The sequence below is a fragment of the Bradyrhizobium sp. SZCCT0153 genome (genome assembly GCF_018129995.1).
Lineage (GTDB): Bacteria > Pseudomonadota > Alphaproteobacteria > Rhizobiales > Xanthobacteraceae > Bradyrhizobium > Bradyrhizobium japonicum_G.
On sequence record NZ_JAFCKS010000019.1, the window covers coordinates 1 to 21,027 of the forward strand.

The 21,027-nt window shown below is 62.9% G+C and carries 24 protein-coding genes; 6 read left to right on the forward strand and 18 right to left on the reverse strand.

The annotated features are described in order from the left end of the window. Positions 1-101: 101 nt before the first annotated feature. Positions 102-752 carry a queuosine precursor transporter gene (locus JQ572_RS34525; RefSeq protein ID WP_211387294.1) on the reverse strand — a complete coding sequence of 217 codons (651 nt, stop codon included), beginning with the start codon at positions 750-752 and terminating at the stop codon, positions 102-104. Between the two features lie 138 nt (positions 753-890). On the opposite strand from JQ572_RS34525, the gene JQ572_RS34530 reads away from it, so the two are divergent. Continuing rightward, positions 891-1,847, forward strand: a complete 957-nt coding sequence (locus JQ572_RS34530) for a TIR domain-containing protein (protein WP_211387295.1) — start codon at positions 891-893, stop codon at positions 1,845-1,847. A 104-nt stretch (positions 1,848-1,951) separates the two neighbouring features. Here JQ572_RS34530 and JQ572_RS34535 read toward each other — a convergent pair whose 3' ends face one another. Together JQ572_RS34535 and JQ572_RS34540 are read right to left on the reverse strand one after the other, a co-directional pair. After that, positions 1,952-2,530 carry a hypothetical protein gene (locus JQ572_RS34535; RefSeq protein WP_211387296.1) on the reverse strand — a complete coding sequence of 193 codons (579 nt, stop codon included), beginning with the start codon at positions 2,528-2,530 and terminating at the stop codon, positions 1,952-1,954. An 82-nt stretch (positions 2,531-2,612) separates the two neighbouring features. Then, positions 2,613-4,232: a peptide chain release factor 3 gene (locus JQ572_RS34540; protein WP_211387297.1), complete on the reverse strand. Its 1,620-nt coding sequence runs from the start codon at positions 4,230-4,232 to the stop codon at positions 2,613-2,615. A 159-nt stretch (positions 4,233-4,391) separates the two neighbouring features. Here JQ572_RS34540 and sugE point away from each other — a divergent pair, with 159 nt between their 5' ends. After that, entirely contained in the window at positions 4,392-4,706 is a 315-nt protein-coding gene (sugE, locus tag JQ572_RS34545; protein ID WP_211387298.1) for a quaternary ammonium compound efflux SMR transporter SugE, read from the forward strand. Here the strand turns inward: sugE and JQ572_RS34550 are convergent. The 7 genes from JQ572_RS34550 to JQ572_RS34580 all read right to left on the reverse strand — a co-directional run bounded on the left by JQ572_RS34550 (position 4,699) and on the right by JQ572_RS34580 (position 11,182). Continuing rightward, positions 4,699-5,706 carry an inorganic phosphate transporter gene (locus tag JQ572_RS34550; protein ID WP_211387299.1) on the reverse strand — a complete coding sequence of 336 codons (1,008 nt, stop codon included), beginning with the start codon at positions 5,704-5,706 and terminating at the stop codon, positions 4,699-4,701. The two genes, sugE and JQ572_RS34550, sit on opposite strands and share 8 nt — an antisense overlap. A 10-nt stretch (positions 5,707-5,716) precedes the next feature. Further along, positions 5,717-6,361, reverse strand: a complete 645-nt coding sequence (locus tag JQ572_RS34555) for a DUF47 domain-containing protein (RefSeq protein ID WP_211387300.1) — start codon at positions 6,359-6,361, stop codon at positions 5,717-5,719. A 155-nt stretch (positions 6,362-6,516) separates the two neighbouring features. Beyond that, entirely contained in the window at positions 6,517-7,485 is a 969-nt protein-coding gene (locus JQ572_RS34560; protein ID WP_211387301.1) for a branched-chain amino acid ABC transporter permease, read from the reverse strand. A gap of 1 nt (position 7,486) precedes the next feature. Next, entirely contained in the window at positions 7,487-8,356 is an 870-nt protein-coding gene (locus JQ572_RS34565; RefSeq protein WP_211387302.1) for a branched-chain amino acid ABC transporter permease, read from the reverse strand. Positions 8,357-8,428: 72 nt separating this feature from the next. Further along, positions 8,429-9,652, reverse strand: a complete 1,224-nt coding sequence (locus tag JQ572_RS34570) for an ABC transporter substrate-binding protein (RefSeq protein WP_211387303.1) — start codon at positions 9,650-9,652, stop codon at positions 8,429-8,431. 35 nt (positions 9,653-9,687) lie between these two features. Continuing rightward, on the reverse strand, positions 9,688-10,434 hold the full coding sequence (locus JQ572_RS34575) for an ABC transporter ATP-binding protein (RefSeq protein ID WP_211387304.1): 747 nt from the start codon (positions 10,432-10,434) through the stop codon (positions 9,688-9,690). Further along, complete coding sequence (locus tag JQ572_RS34580) at positions 10,427-11,182, reverse strand: ABC transporter ATP-binding protein (RefSeq protein ID WP_211387305.1); 756 nt, start codon at positions 11,180-11,182, stop codon at positions 10,427-10,429. The genes JQ572_RS34575 and JQ572_RS34580 overlap by 8 nt, the downstream gene beginning before the upstream one ends. Positions 11,183-11,524: 342 nt before the next feature. On the opposite strand from JQ572_RS34580, the gene JQ572_RS34585 reads away from it, so the two are divergent. Then, the gene (locus JQ572_RS34585) at positions 11,525-12,166 is read left to right on the forward strand and encodes a hypothetical protein (protein WP_211387306.1); all 642 of its coding nucleotides are present in this window, start codon (positions 11,525-11,527) and stop codon (positions 12,164-12,166) included. Positions 12,167-12,190: 24 nt separating this feature from the next. Here the strand turns inward: JQ572_RS34585 and JQ572_RS34590 are convergent, their stop codons facing one another. Next, on the reverse strand, positions 12,191-12,544 hold the full coding sequence (locus tag JQ572_RS34590; RefSeq protein ID WP_211387307.1) for an ArsC family reductase: 354 nt from the start codon (positions 12,542-12,544) through the stop codon (positions 12,191-12,193). Between the two features lie 104 nt (positions 12,545-12,648). On the opposite strand from JQ572_RS34590, the gene JQ572_RS34595 reads away from it, so the two are divergent. The 3 genes from JQ572_RS34595 (at position 12,649) to JQ572_RS34605 (ending at position 14,655) form a co-directional block, all read left to right on the forward strand. Beyond that, on the forward strand, positions 12,649-13,020 hold the full coding sequence (locus tag JQ572_RS34595) for a tRNA-binding protein (protein ID WP_211387308.1): 372 nt from the start codon (positions 12,649-12,651) through the stop codon (positions 13,018-13,020). A gap of 216 nt (positions 13,021-13,236) precedes the next feature. Further along, a complete protein-coding gene (locus tag JQ572_RS34600) occupies positions 13,237-13,869 on the forward strand; it encodes a TetR/AcrR family transcriptional regulator (protein ID WP_211387309.1) in 633 nt (210 codons plus the stop codon). Between the two features lie 3 nt (positions 13,870-13,872). Beyond that, positions 13,873-14,655 carry a sulfite exporter TauE/SafE family protein gene (locus JQ572_RS34605; protein WP_211387310.1) on the forward strand — a complete coding sequence of 261 codons (783 nt, stop codon included), beginning with the start codon at positions 13,873-13,875 and terminating at the stop codon, positions 14,653-14,655. A gap of 2 nt (positions 14,656-14,657) precedes the next feature. Here the strand turns inward: JQ572_RS34605 and JQ572_RS34610 are convergent, their stop codons facing one another. The 7 genes from JQ572_RS34610 to JQ572_RS34640 all read right to left on the reverse strand — a co-directional run bounded on the left by JQ572_RS34610 (position 14,658) and on the right by JQ572_RS34640 (position 20,636). After that, entirely contained in the window at positions 14,658-15,362 is a 705-nt protein-coding gene (locus tag JQ572_RS34610) for a glutathione S-transferase family protein (RefSeq protein ID WP_211387311.1), read from the reverse strand. 103 nt (positions 15,363-15,465) lie between these two features. Further along, positions 15,466-15,609 (reverse strand): hypothetical protein, encoded by a 144-nt coding sequence (locus JQ572_RS34615; RefSeq protein ID WP_211387312.1) that lies wholly within the window; start codon positions 15,607-15,609, stop codon positions 15,466-15,468. A gap of 112 nt (positions 15,610-15,721) precedes the next feature. Beyond that, positions 15,722-16,387: a DUF429 domain-containing protein gene (locus tag JQ572_RS34620; RefSeq protein WP_211387313.1), complete on the reverse strand. Its 666-nt coding sequence runs from the start codon at positions 16,385-16,387 to the stop codon at positions 15,722-15,724. A 103-nt stretch (positions 16,388-16,490) separates the two neighbouring features. Further along, positions 16,491-17,675, reverse strand: a complete 1,185-nt coding sequence (locus JQ572_RS34625) for a serine hydrolase domain-containing protein (RefSeq protein ID WP_211387314.1) — start codon at positions 17,673-17,675, stop codon at positions 16,491-16,493. Between the two features lie 72 nt (positions 17,676-17,747). Beyond that, a complete protein-coding gene (locus JQ572_RS34630) occupies positions 17,748-18,440 on the reverse strand; it encodes a GNAT family N-acetyltransferase (RefSeq protein ID WP_211387315.1) in 693 nt (230 codons plus the stop codon). A gap of 4 nt (positions 18,441-18,444) precedes the next feature. Next, entirely contained in the window at positions 18,445-18,792 is a 348-nt protein-coding gene (locus JQ572_RS34635; protein WP_014495864.1) for a Lin0512 family protein, read from the reverse strand. A gap of 179 nt (positions 18,793-18,971) precedes the next feature. Beyond that, positions 18,972-20,636: an acetolactate synthase large subunit gene (locus tag JQ572_RS34640; RefSeq protein ID WP_211387316.1), complete on the reverse strand. Its 1,665-nt coding sequence runs from the start codon at positions 20,634-20,636 to the stop codon at positions 18,972-18,974. Positions 20,637-21,027 lie beyond the last annotated feature (391 nt).

The window sequence follows — 21,027 nt, forward strand, 5'->3', positions numbered from 1 at the left end:
GCCACTCGGTCTCCGAAACATCGTACCGGGCCATGATCAAGGTCCTCCTGGGACCTTGAATCACAACAAACGCAAACCCTCAATGATTATAGGTACAGAACCTAGTCCTGCTCGGCCACCTTTCCGCTGCGCGCATCGATCCAGCCTCGTCCAAACGAGATGCTCAGCTTCACCAGAGGCGCGGCAACGGTCGAGAAAATGAGCTTGATCAGATACTGACCGACGATTGTCGGCAGGACAACGCCGGTACCATAGAACGCGACCGACACGAAGATGGCGGTGTCCAACAGCTGGGCCAACATCAGGCTGACCCAGGCAGACAGCACCACGGACTTCCTGCCGAATGTCGTCTCGCGCAACAGGAGAAAGAACGACAGGTCGAAGTGCTGACTGATCATGTAAGCCAGCCAGCCGCCGATCCAGATGCGAACGGAAGAGCTAACGACCGCCTCGAAATCCTGCTGGTGGTGCCAGCCTGCCGCCGCCGGCAGATACGCGGCAAACTCGAAATAGGCGGCCGACAGGGCCATGCTAAGCAGGCCGAGATTGATGACCCGCCTAGAATACTCCTTGCCGAACAATTCGGCGATCGTATCGAGAATGATGAACGTCAGAAGATAGCTGAAGACCGTCGCACTGGCGTCCAGGCCGAAAGGCAACGCGAACAGTTTCGAGCCTGCGATCGTGCTTGTGACCAACAGCGCCGAATGGAGCGTGAGCAGAAATAGGAAATAGCTGATCCTGGCGTCCATCGGTTCACGCGGCCCCCGGGGCATCCTGCATTGAATGGGTCGAAGCTACGGGTCAAATTCGCCCAAGACAACTTCTTGTTGAATTCGGCCCCTGACGGAATATGATCGAAACATTGCAGATGGATTGGACGGTTAGTTATGACCGGCAAAATCAGTTTTGACGCCAGAATATTGGATTTCCTTCGCGCTTCCCACGGCCGTTCGCAGGAAGCGATCATTGTCGAGTTTTTGCAAACCGCGATCGCGATCAGCCCGGCGGCCGATGCGGGATCGGTCCTGATCGACCACCCCAAGATGAACAGGCTGGTGCTCTTCAACGAGGGCGACTTCCTGTTCGACAAGCAACTGCTGGATCCTCAAGCGCGGGCCAGCTTTCCGGCCACGCTGGGTTACTTCGGAACCATCGCCGGAAATTGCTTCCGCACGGGTACGCCGACGGTCTTTTCGCGCGCTCTCGGCGGGGAATTCTCCGGCGACAGTCCCATCCAGAACATGGTCTGCTTTCCAATCAAATTAGGACAGGGCCGCAGCCCATTTGGCGTCGCCTGCTTTCATAACAACGTTACGGGCAAGGTGTTCTCTCCCGACGATCTGCGCGTCCTGGAGGCCTACACCGATATTCTGGCGTTGGCTTTGCACACGCCGCACCCGGAGCTTCAGCTCGAGCGCAACGTCTTCATCGTGCACGGACGGGACGACACTAGCCGAAAGGCGCTGGAGTCGATCTTGCGGCAGAACAAGGTCACCCCCAAGGTGCTGTTGCGGGAAGACAAGAACGCAACGACGATCTTGTCGGGCCTGGAAGAGTTGATCCGAACATGCAGGGCAGGCTTCATCCTCGCCACGCCCGACGACGAAGGACGCTTGGCCAGAGCCAACGAGCCTTACGGGGCACGCGCACGTGAGAATGTCATCTTCGAGATGGGGTTGCTGTTCGCCAAATTCCGCGCCTTCGAGCGCGTCGCCATCCTGCTGAAGAAACCGCTGAGACTGCCATCGGATCTCAACGGGGTCACTTATGAGGAATTCAATAGGATCGAAGACCTCGAGGCCACCATCGTGCTCAAATTGGACAAATGGAAGCTGCTGAACTGAGTACGGCGGCTCGCGAACGAGAGACGGCCGATCAACTGCGGCTGTACGCGAGGCGTTAGACCTCCCATAGAGGCCAACGCCGCCGGGCTGGTCTCGTTGGCAAATCAGTTGGCGAGATTGCGGTTGTCGACGTAGCGGATCGCGATTGGCCGTCCGGCCAGAGCGCCCCCGAGATTGCTGGTGAATTTCAGCGGCAGGCAGGCGTTCAGCGACGCGTTGATGGCATTCAGATAGGTCGTGCGGATACCCGCGGGGACGCCCGCAGTCGCAAAGGTCAGCCGCGGCGGGCCGATCAGGCGGCCCGCCTTGTTGAAGCTGAAACGCACGGCCATCTGCATGCCCGCGCGCGCATTGTCCGATGGCGGCGACCAGCAGGTGCGCAGCTCGGCGAAGAGATCGCCGATCGTATCGAGGTCGTGATCGGGCTTGCGGTATTTGGCGCGGTCGGAGTCCTGCGGCACACTTTCGATCGTGAGCTGGAGGTTCTGCCCGTAGGGATAGTCGATCTCGGGAATGCAGGGGCCGGGTTCGAGCGGACTGCAATAGGACGGCGTGCAGGGACGATTGTCGAGCACACTGCACGGCTCGTGCGCAAACGGGATCGGGTTGATCTGGCGACGCTGCGCATCGGCCGCAACCGTCGATATTGCCAGCAGGAGAAAAACGAGGATGCCGCGCCACATGGCTGAAACGTGGCATCGCCCAAGAGGGCGTCAAGCCCGCTTTCGTTCACATGCTCGCGTTCGGCCGCGGGACGGGGGCGCCCTACCCCCTCTTCTTGACGTCCTTGACGTTGGTGAACTCGATGCCCTCGGCGCGTTCCCTGGTGTAGCCCAGATAGAACTCGTTCCGCGCCAGATACACGGGGTCGCTGTCGACATCGTCGGCGATGCTGGAGGTGTTGGCGGCGATGAAGGTATCGAGCTTCTTGCGGTCATCCGATGAGACCCAGCGCGCAAGCTGGAACTCGCTGACCTCGAATTCGACGGGCAGTGAATATTCCGCCTCCAGCCGCGCCTTCAGCACGTCGAGCTGGAGCGCACCGACCACGCCGACCAGCGCGGGCGCGCCGTCGCGCGGGCGAAACACCTGCACCACGCCCTCTTCCGACATCTGCTGAAGCGCTTCCTTCAGCTTCTTCGCCTTCATCGCGTCGGTGAGACGCACGCGGCGGACGATTTCCGGCGCAAAGCTCGGCACGCCGACGAAGTTGAAATCCTCGCCCTCGGTCAAGGTGTCGCCGATGCGCAGCGTGCCGTGGTTGGGAATGCCGACGACGTCGCCGGCATAGGCCTCGTCCGCGACCGAGCGGTCCTGCGCGAAGAAGAATTGCGGGCTCGACAACGGCATGCTCTTGCCGGTGCGCACCAGCTTGGCCTTCATGCCCCGGCTGAGCTTGCCGGAGCAGAGGCGCGCAAACGCGATGCGGTCGCGATGGTTCGGATCCATATTGGCCTGGATCTTGAACACGAAAGCACTCATGCGCGGATCGGTCGCCTCGACCCTGCGCTGGTCGCTGTCCTGCGCGCGCGGCTCGGGCGCGAACTTGCCGAGGCCTTCCAGCAGGTCGCCGACGCCGAAATTGCGCAGCGCGCTGCCGAAATAAACCGGCGTCAGATGGCCCTCGCGAAACGCGGCGAGCTCGAACGGTTTTGATGCCTCGGTCACGAGCTCGAGCTCGTCCTTCACCGCGGAGACGTCGAGATTGGCGTTGAGCTTGCCAAGCTCGGCGATCTCGATCTGCTGCGCCGCGCCGGTCTTGGCGCCACCGCCTTCGAGCAGGCGCACGCCGCCATTGACGACGTCATAGGTGCCGAGGAAGTCACGGCCGCGGCCAACCGGCCAGGTCATCGGCGTGGTGTCGAGCGCAAGCGTCTTCTCGATCTCGTCGAGCAGCTCGAACACGTCACGGCTCTCGCGGTCCATCTTGTTGATGAAGGTGATGATCGGAATGTCGCGCAGGCGGCAGACCTCGAACAGCTTCCGGGTGCGTGCCTCGATGCCCTTGGCGGCGTCGATCACCATCACGGCGGAATCGACCGCCGTCAGCGTGCGGTAGGTATCTTCCGAAAAGTCCTCGTGGCCCGGCGTGTCCAGCAGGTTGAACACCAGGCCTTCGAATTCGAAGGTCATGACCGAGGTCACGACCGAGATGCCGCGCTCGCGCTCGATCTTCATCCAGTCCGAACGCGTGTTGCGCCGCTCGCCCTTGGCCTTGACCTGGCCGGCGAGATTGATGGCGCCGCCGAACAGCAGCAGCTTCTCGGTCAGCGTGGTCTTGCCGGCGTCCGGATGCGAGATGATCGCAAAGGTGCGCCGCCGCGACACTTCAGCGGCAAGCGGGGAACGGGCCGTCGATTCGGCAGGTGTGGCGATGTCGGACATTGCGGGAGCGTTTGACAGGGAAAATCGGCCCGATCAAGCCTCATGTGGTGATTGCAGAGCCTTCCGGCCAGCCCCATATCGACCTGGGGAAGGACGACCTTTCCCCTCTTTCAGCACATCAGCCGCGGGGACGCCCCTGCCTTGATATGGAGGGTCGTCATGGCCTGGAGCATCCTGTTCGTCGCTGGCCTTCTGGAGGTGGGCTGGGCGATCGGGCTCAAATACACCGAGGGCTTTACCAGGCTGATCCCGTCCGTCCTGACCCTCGCCGCGATGGCCGGGAGCATCCTGCTGCTTGGGTTGGCCCTCAAATCACTGCCGATTGGAACCGCCTACGCGGTGTGGACCGGGATCGGTGCGGTGGGCACGGCGACGCTCGGGATCATCCTGTTCGGCGAGCCGGCCACCGCGTTTCGCCTGGCCAGCATCGGACTGATCGTCGCCGGCATTGTCGGGCTGAAACTCGTTACTTGAGGAAAATCTTGACCGCCCACCACGTCAGCGCAGCGACGATGGCCGAGGCTGGCATGGTGATCACCCAGGCGTAGACGATCGAGCTGGCGACGTTCCAGCGCACCGCCGAGAGACGGCGGGCGGCGCCGACGCCGACGATGGCGCCGGTGATGGTGTGGGTGGTCGACACCGGAACCCCGAGGTAGGTCGCCATGAACAGGGTGGCGGCGCCGCCGGTCTCGGCGCAAAAACCCTGCATTGGCGTCAGCTTTGTAATTCGCAATCCCATGGTGCGGACGATGCGCCAGCCTCCCATCAGCGTGCCCATTGCCATCGCGGCCTGGCAGGACAGCACCACCCAGAACGGCACCGAGAATTCGCTGCCGAGATGGCCCTGCGAGTAGAGCAGCACGGCGATGATGCCCATGGTCTTCTGCGCGTCGTTGCCGCCATGGCCGAGCGAATAGAGCGAGGCGGAGGCGAATTGCAGGATGCGGAAAGCGCGGTCCACAGCGAAAGGGGTGGACCGGACCGAGGCCCAGGAGACGATCGCGACCAGCACCATCGCGAGCAGGAAGCCGACGAGTGGAGACAGCACGATGGCGATCACCGTTTTGGATAATCCGCTCCAGACCGCCGCGGAGATCCCCGCCTTGGCCACGCCACCGCCGAACAGGCCACCGATCAATGCATGCGACGACGAGGACGGGATGCCGAGCCCCCAGGTCACGAGGTTCCAGACGATGGCGCCGACGAGGGCCGCGAAGATCACCTGGGCATCGACGATCGCGGGATCGATGATGCCGGTGCCGATGGTTTGGGCAACGTGCAGACCGAACACCATGAAGGCGACGAAATTGAAGAACGCGGCCCAGAACACCGCGAATTGCGGCCGCAGCACGCGGGTCGAGACGATGGTCGCGATCGAATTGGCGGCGTCGTGCAGGCCGTTCAGGAAATCGAACAGCAGCGCGACGGCGATCAGTCCGACCAGGAGGGGAAGACCCAACGCAGCATCCACGGCGCCCTGCCTAAACTTGCTCGATGACGATGCTGTTGATCTCGTTCGCGACGTCGTCGAAACGGTCGGCCACCTTCTCGAGGTGGTCGTAGATCTCGACACCGACGATGAAGTCCATCGCGCTCCCGTCGCGGTGCTTGAGGAACAGCTCCTTCATCCCGATGTCGTGGAGATCGTCGACCCGGCCTTCGAGCTTGCCCAGCTCTTCCGTGATTGCGGTCAGCATCGCCACGTTCTTGCCGATCTGCTGCATCAACGGCAGCGCGCGGCCGACCAGATTGGCGCATTCGATCAGAAGCCCGCCGATCTCGCGCATCGGTGGCTCGAAGGTGCGGACTTCGAACAGCATCACGGCCTTGGCGGTCTGCTGCATCTGGTCGATGGCATCGTCCATCGAGGTGATCAGGTTCTTGATGTCGCCGCGGTCGAACGGAGTGATGAAGGTGCGGCGCACCGCCGTCAGCACCTCACGGGTGATGTTGTCGGCATCGTTCTCGAACTGGTTGACGCGCTGGCAAAAGACCGGCGTCTCCTCGCCCCCGTTGAGCATGCCCTGGAGCGCGATCGAGCCCTGGATCACGGTCTGGGCGTGGCGGTCGAACAGGTCGAAGAAGCGTTCTTCCTTGGGCAGGAAAGCGCGAAACCATCGCATCATGGGGAGAGACTACCGGTTGGAAATGGCCCGGCCGAACCGGCCGTCACAAAACTGTCATAGACCATTTTCGATCCGCGTGCGTGTCATCTCACGCCCGCGGAGCCGGGTCATCCACCGCTTTCACGCACCAGATAAATTAGTGCGATATCAATCGTTTAGAGCGAACGCCGGAAGTAATGCGCGATTTCGCCGATGACCCCGCGGCGGAACGTGAGCACGCAGATCACGAAGATCGAGCCCTGGATCACAGTCACCCATTGGCCAAACCCCGCCAGATATTGCTGCATGGCGATGATCACAAAGGCGCCGACCACGGGGCCGAACACGGTGCCGAGACCGCCGACCAGCGTCATCAGCACGACTTCGCCCGACATCGACCAGTGCACGTCGGTGAGCGAGGCGTTCTGCGCCACGAACACTTTCAGCGATCCGGCAAAGCCCGCGAGCGTGCCCGACAGGACGAAAGCCAGGAACTTGTACTGATCGGTCCGGTAACCCAGCGAGATCGCCCGCGGCTCGTTCTCACGGATCGCCTTGAGGACTTCGCCGAACGGCGAGTTGATGATGCGGAAGATCAGCAGGAAGCCGGCAAGGAAGCCGACCAGCACGACGTAGTAGAGCACGGTCGGCTTGGACAGATCGAACACGCCGAACATGTGCCCTTGCGGAATGCCCTGGATGCCGTCCTCGCCATGGGTGAACGGGGCCTGGAGGTAGATGAAGTACAAAAGCTGCGACAGTGCCAGCGTGATCATCGAGAAGTAGATGCCCTGGCGGCGGATCGAGATATAGCCCGTGATGAGCGAGAGCACGAAGGCACCGGCGATGCCGACGAGGATGCCGAGCTCCGGCGGCAGCGCCCATACCTTCAGCGCATGCGCGCTGCAATAGCCGGCCGTCCCCAAGAACATCGCATGGCCGAAGGACAGCAAACCGCCGTAGCCGATCAGCAGGTTGAAGGCGCAGGCGAGCAGCGCGAAGCACAGCGCCTGCATGACGAAGAACGGGTAGACTCCCGTGAATGGCACCGAAGCCAGCAGCAGCGCCATCACAACGAACACGATCATCTCGTCGCGGATCGCGCGCGGGGTCACCGGCAGCGTGTCGTCCGTCAAGGCTGTCATATCAGGCCGCCTTTCCCGTCAATCCGGTTGGCTTCACCAAGAGCACCAGCACCATCAGCACGAAGACGACGGTATTGGAGGCCTCGGGGTAGAAATACTTGGTCAGGCCCTCGATCACGCCCAGCGCGAAGCCGGTGATGATCGAGCCCATGATCGACCCCATGCCGCCGATCACCACCACCGCGAACACGACGATGATGAGGTCGGCGCCCATCAGCGGCCGCACCTGGTTGATCGGCGCCGAAAGCACGCCGGCGAGTGCTGCAAGACCGACGCCGAGACCGTAGGTCAGCGTGATCATGCGCGGCACGTTGACGCCGAAAGCGCGCACCAGCGTCGGGTTTTCGGTCGCGGCGCGCAGGTAAGCGCCAAGCCGCGTCTTCTCGATCAGGAACCAGGTGGCGATACACACCACCAGCGAGAAGATAACGACCCAGCCGCGATAGATAGGAAGGAACATGAACCCGAGATTCATGCCGCCCTTGAGCTGGTCCGGAATGGCGTAAGGCATGCCGGACGAGCCGAAATAGTTCTGGAACACGCCCTGCACGATCAGCGCGATGCCGAAGGTCAGCAACAGGCCGTAGAGATGGTCGAGCCCGGTCAGCCATTGCAGCATGGTCCGTTCCAGGATCATGCCGAAGATGCCGACGACAATCGGAGCGACGATCAATGCCGGCCAGTAGCCGATACTGAGATAATCATTGTTGAGCAGGAAATAGGCGACGAACGCGCCCATCATGTAGAGTGCGCCATGGGCGAAATTGATGATGTTGAGCATGCCGAAGATCACGGCGAGCCCGAGACTGAGCAGCGCGTAGAACGAGCCGTTGATCAATCCCACCAGTAGCTGAGCGTAAAGAGCCTGCATCGATCCCGCACCCGGTCCCTTCGGCGTTCCCTGAAAGTCGCCCGCAGACCTGATGGCCCGCGGGCGGTTATCCTACTTCTTCAAGAGCGCGCACTTGCTCTCGGACAGCGGCGTGAAGGCCTGGTCGCCCGGCACCGTGCCGACCAGCTTGTAGAAATCCCACGGTCCCTTGGACTCGGAGGGCTTCTTCACCTCGAACAGGTAGGCGTTGTGGATGGTGCGGCCGTTGGGCTGGATCTCGCCCTTGCCGAACAGATCGTCCTCGGTCGGCATCGACTTCATCTTCTCCACGACCTTGACGCCATCGTGCGGATTGCCGCCGAGCGCCTCCAGCGCCTTGAGATAGTGGCGCACGCCCGCGTAGACGCCGGCCTGCACCATGGTCGGAGGCGCACTGTTCTTCATCTTCGCGGCGAAGCGCTTGGAGAACGCGCGGGTCTGGTCGTTCATGTCCCAGTAGAAGGTCTCGGTGAAGTTGAGGCCCTGCGCGGTCTCGAGCCCGATCGCCTTGACGTCCGTGAGGAACAGCAGCAGCGCCGCGAGCTTCTGGCCGCCCTTGACGATGCCGAACTCGGCCGCCTGCTTGATCGTGTTGGTGGTGTCGCCGCCGGCATTGGCAAGGCCGATGATCTTGGCCTTGGAAGCCTGCGCCTGCAGCAGGAAGGACGAGAAGTCCGGCGTGTTGAGCGGGTGCTTGACGCCACCGACCACCTTGCCGCCGTTGGCGGTGATGACCGCAGTGGTGTCGCGCTCCAGCGCCGCGCCGAAGGCGTAGTCCGCGGTCAGGAAGAACCAGGTGTCGCCGCCGGCCTTCACCAGCGCCTGACCGGTGGTGTGGGCCAGCATGTAGGTGTCGTAGGTCCAGTGCACCGTGTTGGGCGAGCACTGCGCGTTGGTGAGATCCGAGGTCGCCGCACCGGAGTTGATGTAGACGCCGTTCTTTTCCTTGACGACGTTGTTGACGGCGAGCGCCACGCCGGAATTCGGCACGTCGACGATGATGTCGACCTTGTCGACGTCGAACCATTGCCGCGCGATCGCGGTGCCTATGTCCGGCTTGTTCTGGTGATCGCCCGAGATGATGCCGATCTTCCAGCCCTTCGCAACGAGGCCGGAATCTTCAATGGCCATCTGCGCGGCGAGCGTCGAGCCTGGTCCGCCGAGGTCGGCGTAAAGGCCGGACTGATCGGACAGCGCGCCGATCTTGACGGTCTTGTCCTGCGCGGACGCGACGCCAGTCATCACGAAGCTGAGCGCGGTGGTCAGCAGCAATGACGCAATCGACCTGGTCTTCATGCAACGTACCTCTTTAATTTTTCTCGTTGGCAATTCTAGACGCCGAGATAGGTGTGGAGCTTGTCCATGTTGGCGGCAAGCTCCGCATTGGAAAATCCGTCGATGATCTTGCCGTGCTCGACCACATAATAGCGGTCGGCGACGGTGGATGCGAACCGGAAGTTCTGCTCGACCAGGAGGATCGTGAAGCCCTCCTTCTTGAGCCGGGCAATGGTGTGGCCGATCTGCTGGATGATGACGGGTGCTAGCCCCTCGGTCGGCTCGTCCAGCATCAGGAAACTCGCGCCGGTGCGCAGGATGCGCGCGATCGCGAGCATCTGCTGCTCGCCGCCGGACAGCTTGGTGCCCTGGCTGTTGAGCCGTTCCTTCAGGTTCGGGAACAGGTCGAAGATCTGATCGAGCGGCAGCCCGCCCGCGCGGACGATGGGCGGCAGCAGCAAATTCTCACGTACGTCGAGGCTGGAGAATATCCCCCGCTCTTCCGGGCAGAACGCGATGCCCATGCGCGCGATCTTGTCGGAGGTCGTGCGGATGATGTCGTGGTTGTTGAACTTCACCGAGCCGGTTCGCTTGCCGATGATCCCCATGATCGACTTCAGCGTGGTGGTCTTGCCGGCGCCGTTACGCCCGAGCAGGGTGACGACCTCGCCCGCATTCACGTCGAAGTTGATCCCGTGCAGGATGTGGGACTCGCCATACCACGCCTCCAGATTGCGGACCTGAAGGATGGTCCCGCCGGTCGCGGCTTTTGCCGGAGCCTCGGCGATCGCAGTGTCAGGCATGACCGGCTCCCAGGTAAGCTTCCTTGACGCGCTCGTCCTTGGTGAGCTCGCTGTAATGGCCCTGCGCCAGCACCTGCCCGCGCGTCAGCACGGTAATGATGTCGGAAAGATTGGCCACGACGCTGAGATTATGCTCGACCATCAGGATGGTGTATTTCGCGGAGATACGCTTGATCAGCGCCGCGATCTTGTCGATGTCCTCGTGGCCCATGCCGGCCATCGGCTCGTCCAGCAGCATCATCTCGGGGTCGAGCGCGAGCGTGGTTGCGATCTCCAGTGCGCGCTTGCGCCCGTAGGGCATCTCGACCGCGGGCGTATTGGCAAACTCGCTGAGGCCGACATCGTTCAACAACTCGCGCGCGCGATCGTTGAAGACGTTGAGCACCGACTTGGAGCGCCAGAAATCGAAGGAGCTGCCGTGCTGGCGCTGAAGCGCGACACGGACGTTTTCCTGCGCGGTGAGATGCGGAAACACCGCCGAGATCTGGAACGAGCGAACCAACCCCATGCGCGCCACGTCGGCGGGCGCCATCGCGGTGATGTCCTGGCCCTTGTACAGGATTTTTCCGGCGGACGGTTTGAGGAACTTGGTCAAAAGATTGAAGCAGGTCGTCTTGCCGGCGCCGTTCGGGCCGATCAACGCGTGAATGCTCCCACGGCGAACCTTGAGCGCAACGTCGCGGACGGCGAAGAAGCCCGCGAACTCCTTGGTCAAGCCTTCCGTTTCAAGAATGAACTCATCGGCCAAACAGTTTTCCCCCTGCCCGCGCAATACGCGTGGCTGTCCTTGTTGCTTCGGCATTCCGGAGGCCCTGGAGCCCACCCGGAACCGCCGCCTCCGGGCGCGGAATATGCCGGAGTTGACGGGGGTTAGGCAAGGCGGAAAGCTGAGCAGATCAGGCCTCCGGCCGGGATACAAATGCTCCCTTAGTCGGAGGTGTTTTGACGTCGCGCCTGCCCGGCCTCCCGGTTCGCAAGGCACCGGTCATCAAGCCGTCGTTAACGGTCTTTCGTTCCATGCGCCAGCCTTCATAGAAAATTTTCCCGCAACCCGGATCATGCGCGGGTTTTATACGTCGGGAATATTGTCTTGGATTTCGCAAGCGCCGCTCCTTCCCTGGTCAAATCCATCAGGCAGCGTGATCTCCTGAACACGTGGCTGCGACTTTATGCGCGCGAACAGACGACGCCGGCGATCTGGGAGTACCAGCCCGCGCGGCTCGAGGAGGAGCTGTCCGATCTCATCTATTATACGGTGGACATGTCGACGCCGACGCCGCGCCTCACTATCCAGAGCGAAGGCACGCGCATCTCGCGTGCCTATGGACACACCGGCAAGGGCGTTCTGCTCGACGACTATATCGGGCCGCGGCTCGTGCCCTTCGTGATGCCGGTCTATCATGAATGCGTGGCGCGCGGGTTGCCCGTCTACAGCGTTGCCGACGTCGACGACATCTACGGGCGCATCGTCGCCTATGAGCGCCTGCTGCTGCCGTTCCAGACCGAGGGCAGGATCTGTCACGTCATCGCCTCGCTCAAGACGTTCTGCGAGGACGGCGGCTTCGAGATCAAGAATCTGATGCGCGGAAATGACGCGCTGCCGCGCGAAAAATTGCGCGCGGTGATCGATCGTGACCTGTTTCACCGCACTCCCGGCCGCATCGCGGCCGCCGAATTGGTCGAATTCGCCGATCAGCCCGGGCTCGTCACCGAGATCATCGAACTGAAATAGCGGCCAGCGCGATTTGGCCTCGACTTACCTGGTCCCGACGTCCTTGGCATAAATGTCCGGCTTGAAGCCGACCAGCAGCTTGCCGCCGACTTCCAGCACCGGCCGTTTGATCATCGATGGTTGCGCTAGCATCAACGCCAGCGCCTTCCTCTCGGTGAGGCCCTCCTTGTCGGCGTCGGGCAGCTTCTTGAAGGTCGTCCCTGCGCGATTGAGCAGCGTCTCCCAGCCGACCTTGTCGCTCCACTGCTTGAGCTTGTCCTTCTCCACCCCCGCCGCCTTGTAGTCGTGAAACTCGTAGGCGACGCCATGGGTGTCGAGCCAGGCGCGCGCCTTCTTCATGGTGTCGCAGTTTTTGATGCCGTAGATGATGTTGGGCAAAAGGTCCCTCGCGCATGCGTCGTATCGTGATCCCGCCGTTGTACGAGACTCCGGTCCGCGCGACAATATTTGCGAATGATGCCAGCTCTTCGAACGGACACGCCATGCACGTCACCCACGATCCCGCCGCGACCGTGTCGCCGACCATCGACTTCAACACCTTCCTCGCGGTCGATATCCGCGTCGGCACCATCGTCGACGCAAAACCGTTCCCGGAGGCGCGCAAGCCGGCCTGGCGGCTGTGGATCGACTTCGGCCCGGCGATCGGCGTGCGCAAGAGTTCGGCGCAGATCACCGAAAACCATCCGCTCGAGACGCTGGTCGGACAGCAGGTCGCGGCCGTCGTCAATTTCCCGCCGCGCCAGATCGGCCCGGTCGTTTCGGAGGTGCTGACGCTCGGCTTCCCCGATGCCGAAGGCAAGGTCGTGCTGGTGCAGCCGAGCAAACCCGTGCCGAACGGCGGACGCCTGTTCTAGCCGAGCGCATTCAAGGGCTACGCCGCGGCCTCCGTCGACCTGCCAACCGTCAAATCCTCCCGGTTCCTCGACCCAGGCCATTGGGCCTTGACCAAACTCGCGCATCGAATTAAAACTGACTGATCGATCGTTTTTTATTTTACGGACGGGCCTTCCACGCTGTTTGGGCTGGACATCAAAAACGATTGAACAGTCAGTTATTTACGGACACCGCGGATGCCGAAGATCAGCGACAAGCAGCGTGAAGACCGGCGGCAGCAGATTCTCGAAGCGGCCCTCGCATGCTTCGCCGAGGATGGTTTTCACCAGACCGGCATGGCCGACATCGTCAAGGGGTCGGGACTGAGCCACGGCGCGGTCTATCTCTACTTCCAGAGCAAGGACGACCTGATCGAGGCGCTCGCCGACGACCGGCATCGCCGCGAAGCCGTGCTCAACTCGGTCGCGCAAGGATCGGGAGATCCGATCGAGGGACTTCACGCACTGGTCCGCGTCTATGCGCAATGGCTCACCGATCCCGCCGGCGAAGCGCGGCGCCGTGTCGGCATCCATGGCTGGGCCGAAGCGCTGCGCAACCGCCGCGTCCGCGCCAGCGTCGTCGAAGGCATCGACATGCCGCGCACGCTCATGGTCGCGCTGGTCGAGCGCGGCCAGCACGACGGCCTCATCAGGAGCGACCTCGGCGCAGATGCGATCGCGCGCGTGCTGGTTGCGATTTTCCAGGGCTTCGTGCTGCAAAAGTGCTGGGGCGAGGATTTTGACGTCGAGGCCTGCATGGCGGCTGTCGCAGGCGCGATCGACGGCTTCCGCACCACGAAACCCGACATCAAGCGACGGACCCGGGTGTGAGCGATGTCCTGGATTCACGACCTGCTCGCTTGTATCGGCGTCGGTCTCGTCGGAGGACTGACGTCCGGCTTCATGGGGACGAGCCCGGGTGGAGGCCTGGTGATCTTCTGCGTGCTGCTGCTCGGCGCGGAGCAGCATGTGGCCCAAGGCACGTCGCTGATCGCGCAGGTGCCGCCGACCGGCCTCGCCGGCGTGCGCCGCTACTGGCAGAACGGCAATCGCAGCCCGCTGCAATGGGTCGTCTGGATCGGCGTCGGATTTCTGCTCGGTGGTGTCAGCGGCGGCTATGCCGCAACCGCCGTTTCCGACGCGGTCCTGCAATGGACCTATGTCGTCTACCTCGTCGCATTGATCGCTGCGCTGGTTCTGCGGCGTGACCGCAAGGACGGCAGCAGCGGGGCTGCCAATCCCGACAAATTGCCCTGGCTGCCCCTGCTCCTCATCGGCATGCTTGCCGGCTTTTCCTCCGGCTTCATGGGCATCGGTGGCGGCCTTGCGATCACTGTCGGCCTCGCCGCCGGCCTGCGCGTGCCGCAGCATCAGGCGCAACTCGTCAGCCTCGTCTTTTCGGTCATCCCGACCAACATTCCGGCGGCGTGGATCTACTGGAGCAAGGGACTCGTTGTCGGCTGGCCGGCCATCATCGGTATCGTTGTCGGCCTGTGGATCGGCACCGATCTCGGCGCACGCATGGCCAACGGCGTCAGCAAATCGGTGCTGCGCCGGACCATGATCGCCCTAGTCTCGCTGATGGCGCTGTACATGACCTACAAGGCGTTGAGCTAGTTTCACGGCCGCTTCGGAATGTTCAGCCCGCGCTGCACCGCCGGACGCGCCAGCCCCCGCTCGAGCCAGGCACCGACCGATTTGAACCGGGTGAACTCGACGAGATCGCCGGCACCGTAGAAACCGACGAGGTTGCGCACCCAGCCGAGCATGGAGATATCGGCGATGGTGTAATCGTCATCCATGAACCATTGCCGCCCCGAAAGATGCGTCTCCATCACACCGAGCAGGCGCTTGGACTCGTTGACATAGCGTTCGAGCGGCCGCTTGTCCTCGAACTCCTTGCCGGCGAATTTGTGGAAGAAGCCGACCTGGCCGAACATCGGCCCGATGCCGCCCATCTGGAAATGCACCCACTGGATGGTCTGGTAACGGCGGGCGGCGTCCTCGGGCAAAAGCTTGCCGGTCTTCTCCGCGAGATATTGCAGGATCGCCCCGGACTCGAACAGCGGCAGCGGTTTGCCGCCGGGACCATTGGGATCGAGGATCGCAGGGATTTTGCCGTTCGGATTGAGCGAGAAGAATTCAGCCGTCTTCTGATCGTCCTTGCCAAAGTCGACGAGATGGACCTCGTAGGGCAGCCCGATCTCCTCCAGCACGATCGAGACCTTGACGCCGTTCGGCGTCGGTAGCGAATAGAGCTGAAGCAGCTCGGGATGCTTCGCCGGCCAGCGCTTGGTGATCGGAAAGGCGGACAGATCGGACATCGGGACTCCGGCTGCGTTCGTGAGACGTCGCCTAATCTAGGCGAGACCGCGAATGGCGCAAGGCAGGGCAGCCGTTACATCATCGTCCCGCACCGGGACCAGGTTACAACGGCCACAGCAGATCGCTGGTGGCATAGATCACGTCGCGCTGTGCGCGTTGCTCGATGAAGAGCTGGCCGGTGACGAGCAGCGCTCCGATAAGGACGAGCGCGAGCATCGCGGTCGCGAATCGACTGGCATCCCTCATCGTAAGTGCTTCTCTGTGCCCGTTTCGCACGAGGAACGCAGGCCAGCCATCCACAGTTCCTGCACGCTTCAATTACTTGCCGTTATTTCCCGATCCGTATCGGCCGACGACCTCAATAATTGATCTCCATCCGCAGCCCGCGCGGATCGACCTCCTCCCCGCCGACACGCTGCTCGCTGTCGCGCGCTGCAACGGCACAGGCGCAGGCGTCGATGAGATCGTCGCGGCCGATACCGGTGCCGTGACGCTGCGTCAGCCATTTCGGCAGGCGTGTGAAGCCGCGCTGCGCCAGAAGCGCGATGCGCTGCTCGCGGCCGTCCGCCGACGTCTTCCTTGCAAGCCGGACTTGCCCTGCCAGATTCCAGAAAATCAACTCCGGATGAGCTTCGCCGATGGTGACTTGCCGTGCCGGCGTCATGATCTCGTCGACGTCCCGGATCTTGTCCCTGATGTTCCAGAGCTGCGCCGACACGCCCCTGCCCCTTCCCTCGCGCTCCCAGTAGTGGCGATTGGCCGCTGCCATGTCGGGAAATGTCCACAGATCGCGGCGCGCGCCGAGAAACACGGCGGAGCCGACCAGTTCGCGTGCATGCAAATCGCACGTGCGGTAGCCGCTCGGTTTCAATCCGATCGGCATGTCGATCATCGCGCGCTCGTGCGGCATCGCCAGCAATCGCGTGAGACCGGGTGAATAGTCGAAGCCCTGATCGCCGCGATCGTCGATCCAGGCTGCGACCCAGCCGAAGCGGAAGCCATCGAGGCCGAGATAGTTCTTCACGCGTATGAACCCGATACCCTACCGTTGCTCATTGTTAACAGCTCCGAGGCGAAAGGATGCGACGGCCGGAAAGGATTCGCGGATGCCTGCAATTTTTTCGCGATCAGCCTCCGACGGCCCGATAGGCCAGGCGCTTGAAGTCGAAGAAGAACGGATTCCAGAAGCCCATGTAGCGCTGGGTCATCAGCACGCCGGCGGTGTTGGCCTGCGGGCAGATCCACCAATGGGTACCGGCGAGGCCGCCCCACTGGAATTCACCGGCCGAATTGTCGGGATCGACGGGCGTCGGCGCGAAGGTGACGGCGCCGCCGAGGCCAAACCCCTTGCCGGGGATCGGGCCGAGACTGGCGAAGCGGATGGTCTGGCCCTCGGGCAACTGGTTCGTCATCATCTGCCGCAGCGTCTCCGGCTTCAGCAGCGCATCCGAGCCGGGCAGCAGCGCGCGAACCAGCGCGAGCATGTCCGGCAAGGTCGAGACCAGACCGCCGCCGCCCGACAACCGCGGAAACGGCCGCCGATAGGCCTGCGGAAAGGGAAGATTGTCGGCCCGCGTGAGGCCCGGCTTCATCGGATCGAGCACGTCCGCGCCATTATAGAGCGCGACCAGCCTGCCCTGCTGTGCCTCAGGCGCGTAAAAGCCGGTGTCGACCATGCCGAGCGGATCGAAGATGCGCGCCTTGAGGAAGGCATCGAGGGATTTGCCCGAGACGACCTCCACGACACGGCCGAGCACGTCGGTGGCCACCGAGTATTCCCAGCTCGTGCCGGGATGATAGGATAGCGGCAGATCGGCGAGTTGGTCGATCATGTCGGTCAGCGGCGTCAGCGGATTGAGGATGCGCGCCTCGTTGTAGCCTTTGAACAGCACCGAGCCCGGATCGAAGATGCCATAGCTGAGGCCCGACGTATGGGTCAGGAGCTGACGGATCGTGATCGGACTCTTCGCCGGCTCGACATCGGCAAGGCTCGAGGCGCCCGACTTCAAGACCTTTCGATTGCCCAGCTGCGGCAGGAATTTCTCGACGACGTCGTCGAGCCCGATGCGGCCCTCCTCCACCAGCAGCATGACCGCGCAGGTGACGAAGATCTTGGTGTTGGAAAACGCGCGGAAGATGTGGTCGGGCCGCAACGCGGTGCTCGCCTCGCGATCGGCGAAGCCGACACATTGCTGATCGACGACGTCGCGGCCCTTCAGCACGGCCCAGGATACACCGGGAATGATCTCCTGATCGACGTAACGCTGCATCGCCGTCCGTACGGCGGAAAAATCCGGTGTCCTGGCGTCCATGTGTTCCCCCGAAGTCTGGTTGGGATGGATATAGCGTGAATCCGCCGGACATGAAGCCCAGCGCATCGCCGCTCATCCCTGTTTCATCAGCACGGTGACGTGCAGGCGACGGCGGATTGTCATGCCCTGCCGCTGGTACAGCGCGATGGCGGACGCGTTGCTCGAGAATACGTGCAGGAACGGAATTTCACCGCGCGCCTCGATCCGGCGCGCGACCGCCGCGAGCAGCGCCTGTGCGTAGCCGCGACCGCGATGGTCGGGATGCACGCAGACCGCCGTCATCTCCGTGAACCTGCCCGGCTTCATGCGCTCGCCCGTCATCGCGACCAGTTCGCCGCCGACGCGGACGCCGAGGAACGTGCCGAGCTCGTGCGTCCGCGCGGCAAACGGGCCGGGCTTGGTCAGCGCCGTCAGCGCCATCATGGCGGGAACGTCGGAAGCGCCGAGCGTAACGATCTCGGCATCGCGAAGCGAACTGTCGGCGGGCGAGCCGATCATCTGCTCGCCGGTCTCGGCGAGCACGACCTTGAAGCCTCCGGGAACATCGACCGGCTCTGGCGTGAACAGCGCGGCAACCTGCGAGCCCGACAGGAGATCACCGAGCGCGGCAAAGCTCGTCGCCGACATGTCCGCCATGTCGGCAAAAGGCGTCATGTCCACGGGATAGCGCCGCGCCTGCGGGCCGCCCTCCGCCAGATATTTCTGGCTCGTTGTCAGCGCGCTCCAGATCGGGCGATCCAGCAGCCGCTCGTGACTGTTGGACACCGGCCTAGTCCTTGTCAAAGCTGACGATGACGGCCGCGTTGGCGATGAGGATGGGGTCGTTGGCCACTTCCGTGGCCGAAGGTATCTCCAGCCCGCCCTTGACCGCAGTCACGGTCACGGTGCCGTAAGGCAGTTCCTTCGCAACGGCTTCCTTGTCTACCGCTTCCGGATTGGGCACAGCGATCGTGACGTCAACGAACATGTCATTCGCGGTCTTGCCGATCATCCGGAAGAAGCCGAGGCTGGAATGCCGGATCGCATCCGACACCGCTCGCTTCGCCGCCTTGGTGGCGTCCCTGCCGTGGACATCGACGCCCATTCCCATCTCGGTGATACAGCGAACGCGGGTCATTTCATAGTTCCTGTGGTTGGATGATATCGACGCAACTTGTTATCGTATTGAGGCCGTTCCGCATACGCCGTCATTGCCAGGAGCAAAGCGACGAAGCAATCCAGGTCGCTTCCGCGGAGACAGCCTGGATTGCTTCGCTGCGCTCGCAATGACGAGGAAGGCAACAGCAACGCACAAACTCACGCCTTTGTCTTCTCGTGCGCGCGCAGCTCGTCGACGAGCACCCGCACATTCTCGGAATAGTCGATCGGAATCACGACCAGATGCACGCCGCCTTCCTTGAACGCCTTGTCGAGCGTCGGAGCGAAACTGTCGATGCTCTCGATCCGATGCCCCTTCGCGCCATAGGCTTTTGCGTACAGGACAAAATCGGGATTGCCAAAGGTCATGCCGAAATCGGCGAAATGATCGACCGCCTGCTTCCAGCGGATCATGCCGTAGGCGTTGTCCTCGAGCACCAGCACGACGAGGTTGAGCTTGAGGCGGACGGCGGTCTCCATCTCCTGGCTGTTCATCATGAAGCCGCCGTCGCCGGCGACCGCGAGGACGCGGCGGTCCGGATAGAGCATCGCGGCCATCATCGCCGACGGCAGGCCGGCGCCCATGGTCGCCAGCGCATTGTCGAGCAGCAGGGTGTTGGCGACACGGGTGCGGTAGTTGCGCGCGAACCAGATCTTGTACATGCCGTTGTCGAGCGCGACGATGCCGTTCTCCGGGATCACCTGCCGGATGTCGTGCACGATGCGCTGCGGCGTCGGCGGCCAGCGCGCCTCCGTGGCGCGATCGGCGATCTGGCTGAGGATCTTTTCGCGCAGCGGCAGCAACGCGGCGGCCTGCGGCAGCTTGCCTTCGACGCGGTCGGCGAGCAGCTCCAGGCTCGGGCCGACATCGCCGACGACTTCCGCATCCGGAAAATAGACCTGCTCGACGCTCGCCGGCGTGTAGCTGACGTGAATCACCTTCGGGCCCGACGGCCCCATGATGAAGGGCGGTTTCTCGATCGGGTCGTGGCCGATCGCGATGATCAGATCGGCGGCATCGATCGCGTCGTGAACGTAGTCGCGCTCGGACAGCGCGGCGGTGCCCATGTAGAGATTGGTGCCGCCGGGCACGGTGCCCTTCCCCATCTGCGTGGTGAAGAACGGAATGCCGGTCCGCCGCACGAAGCTCGCAATGCCGTGGGTGGAGCGCGGCCGGCTGGTCGCTGCGCCCATCATCACCAGAGGACGCTTTGCAGTTAAAATCATCTCGGCGGCCCGGTCGAGCGCGGCGCGGTGCGCCACGGGGATATCAATCGGATGGACCGGGATCACGGGAGCGTAAGGCACTTCATCTCCGGCGATGTCCTCGGGCAGTTCGAGATGCACCGGACCCGGCCGCTCCTCCATCGCCACGCGAAACGCATCACGGACCACGGTCGGGATGCTGGAGGCGTTGATGATCTGCCGCGACAGCTTCGTCAGCGGTTTCATGGTTGCGACCACGTCGACGATCTGGAAACGCGCCTGCCGGCTGCTCATGATCGGCTTCTGCCCAGTGATCAGGATCATCGGCATCGCGCCGAGATGCGCATAGGCCGCCCCGGTGGACAAATTGAGCGCGCCGGGGCCGAGCGTCGAAAGACAAACGCCGGGCTTGCCGGTCAGGCGCCCGTGCGTCGCGGCCATGAACGCGGCGGCCTGCTCGTGGCGGGTCAGGATCAGCTCGATCCTGGAGGTGCGGAGCGATTCCACCACATCGAGATTCTCCTCGCCGGGGACGCCGAAGATGCGGTCGACGCCTTCGTTCTCCAGCGCCGCGACAAACAGGTCCGATCCCTTCACCTTGCGTTCCTGCCCGCTCATGTCGCCTCCGCTTGCTGTGCCGGCCCTGTGTTCCACGGGGTGCGGGCGCATGGTAACGTTCTGCCGCTGCGGTACAACTCACAAAGAGGCGCACGAGGGCTTCAGCATCGTCATTGCGAGGAGCTCTTGCGACGAAGCATTCCAGGGTCTTTCCATGGATGGATTCTGAATTGCTTCGCTTCCGCCTTCGTTCTCCGAGACTCGGCGGACAAGTCGCTCGCAGTGATGGAGCGAGAGGCCTTCGGCGCAGACACAGCTTCGCGTTCTCGCGGCTTGCCTTGCCCGAGCTTTGCTTCAAGGCTTCGCCCCCAGGATGTCAGAGGGCGCAGGGAAGGCCGGGTGCCGGCTGGCACCCACGGTCCACTGTGCGAAGGTTGCGCTACAAGATTCT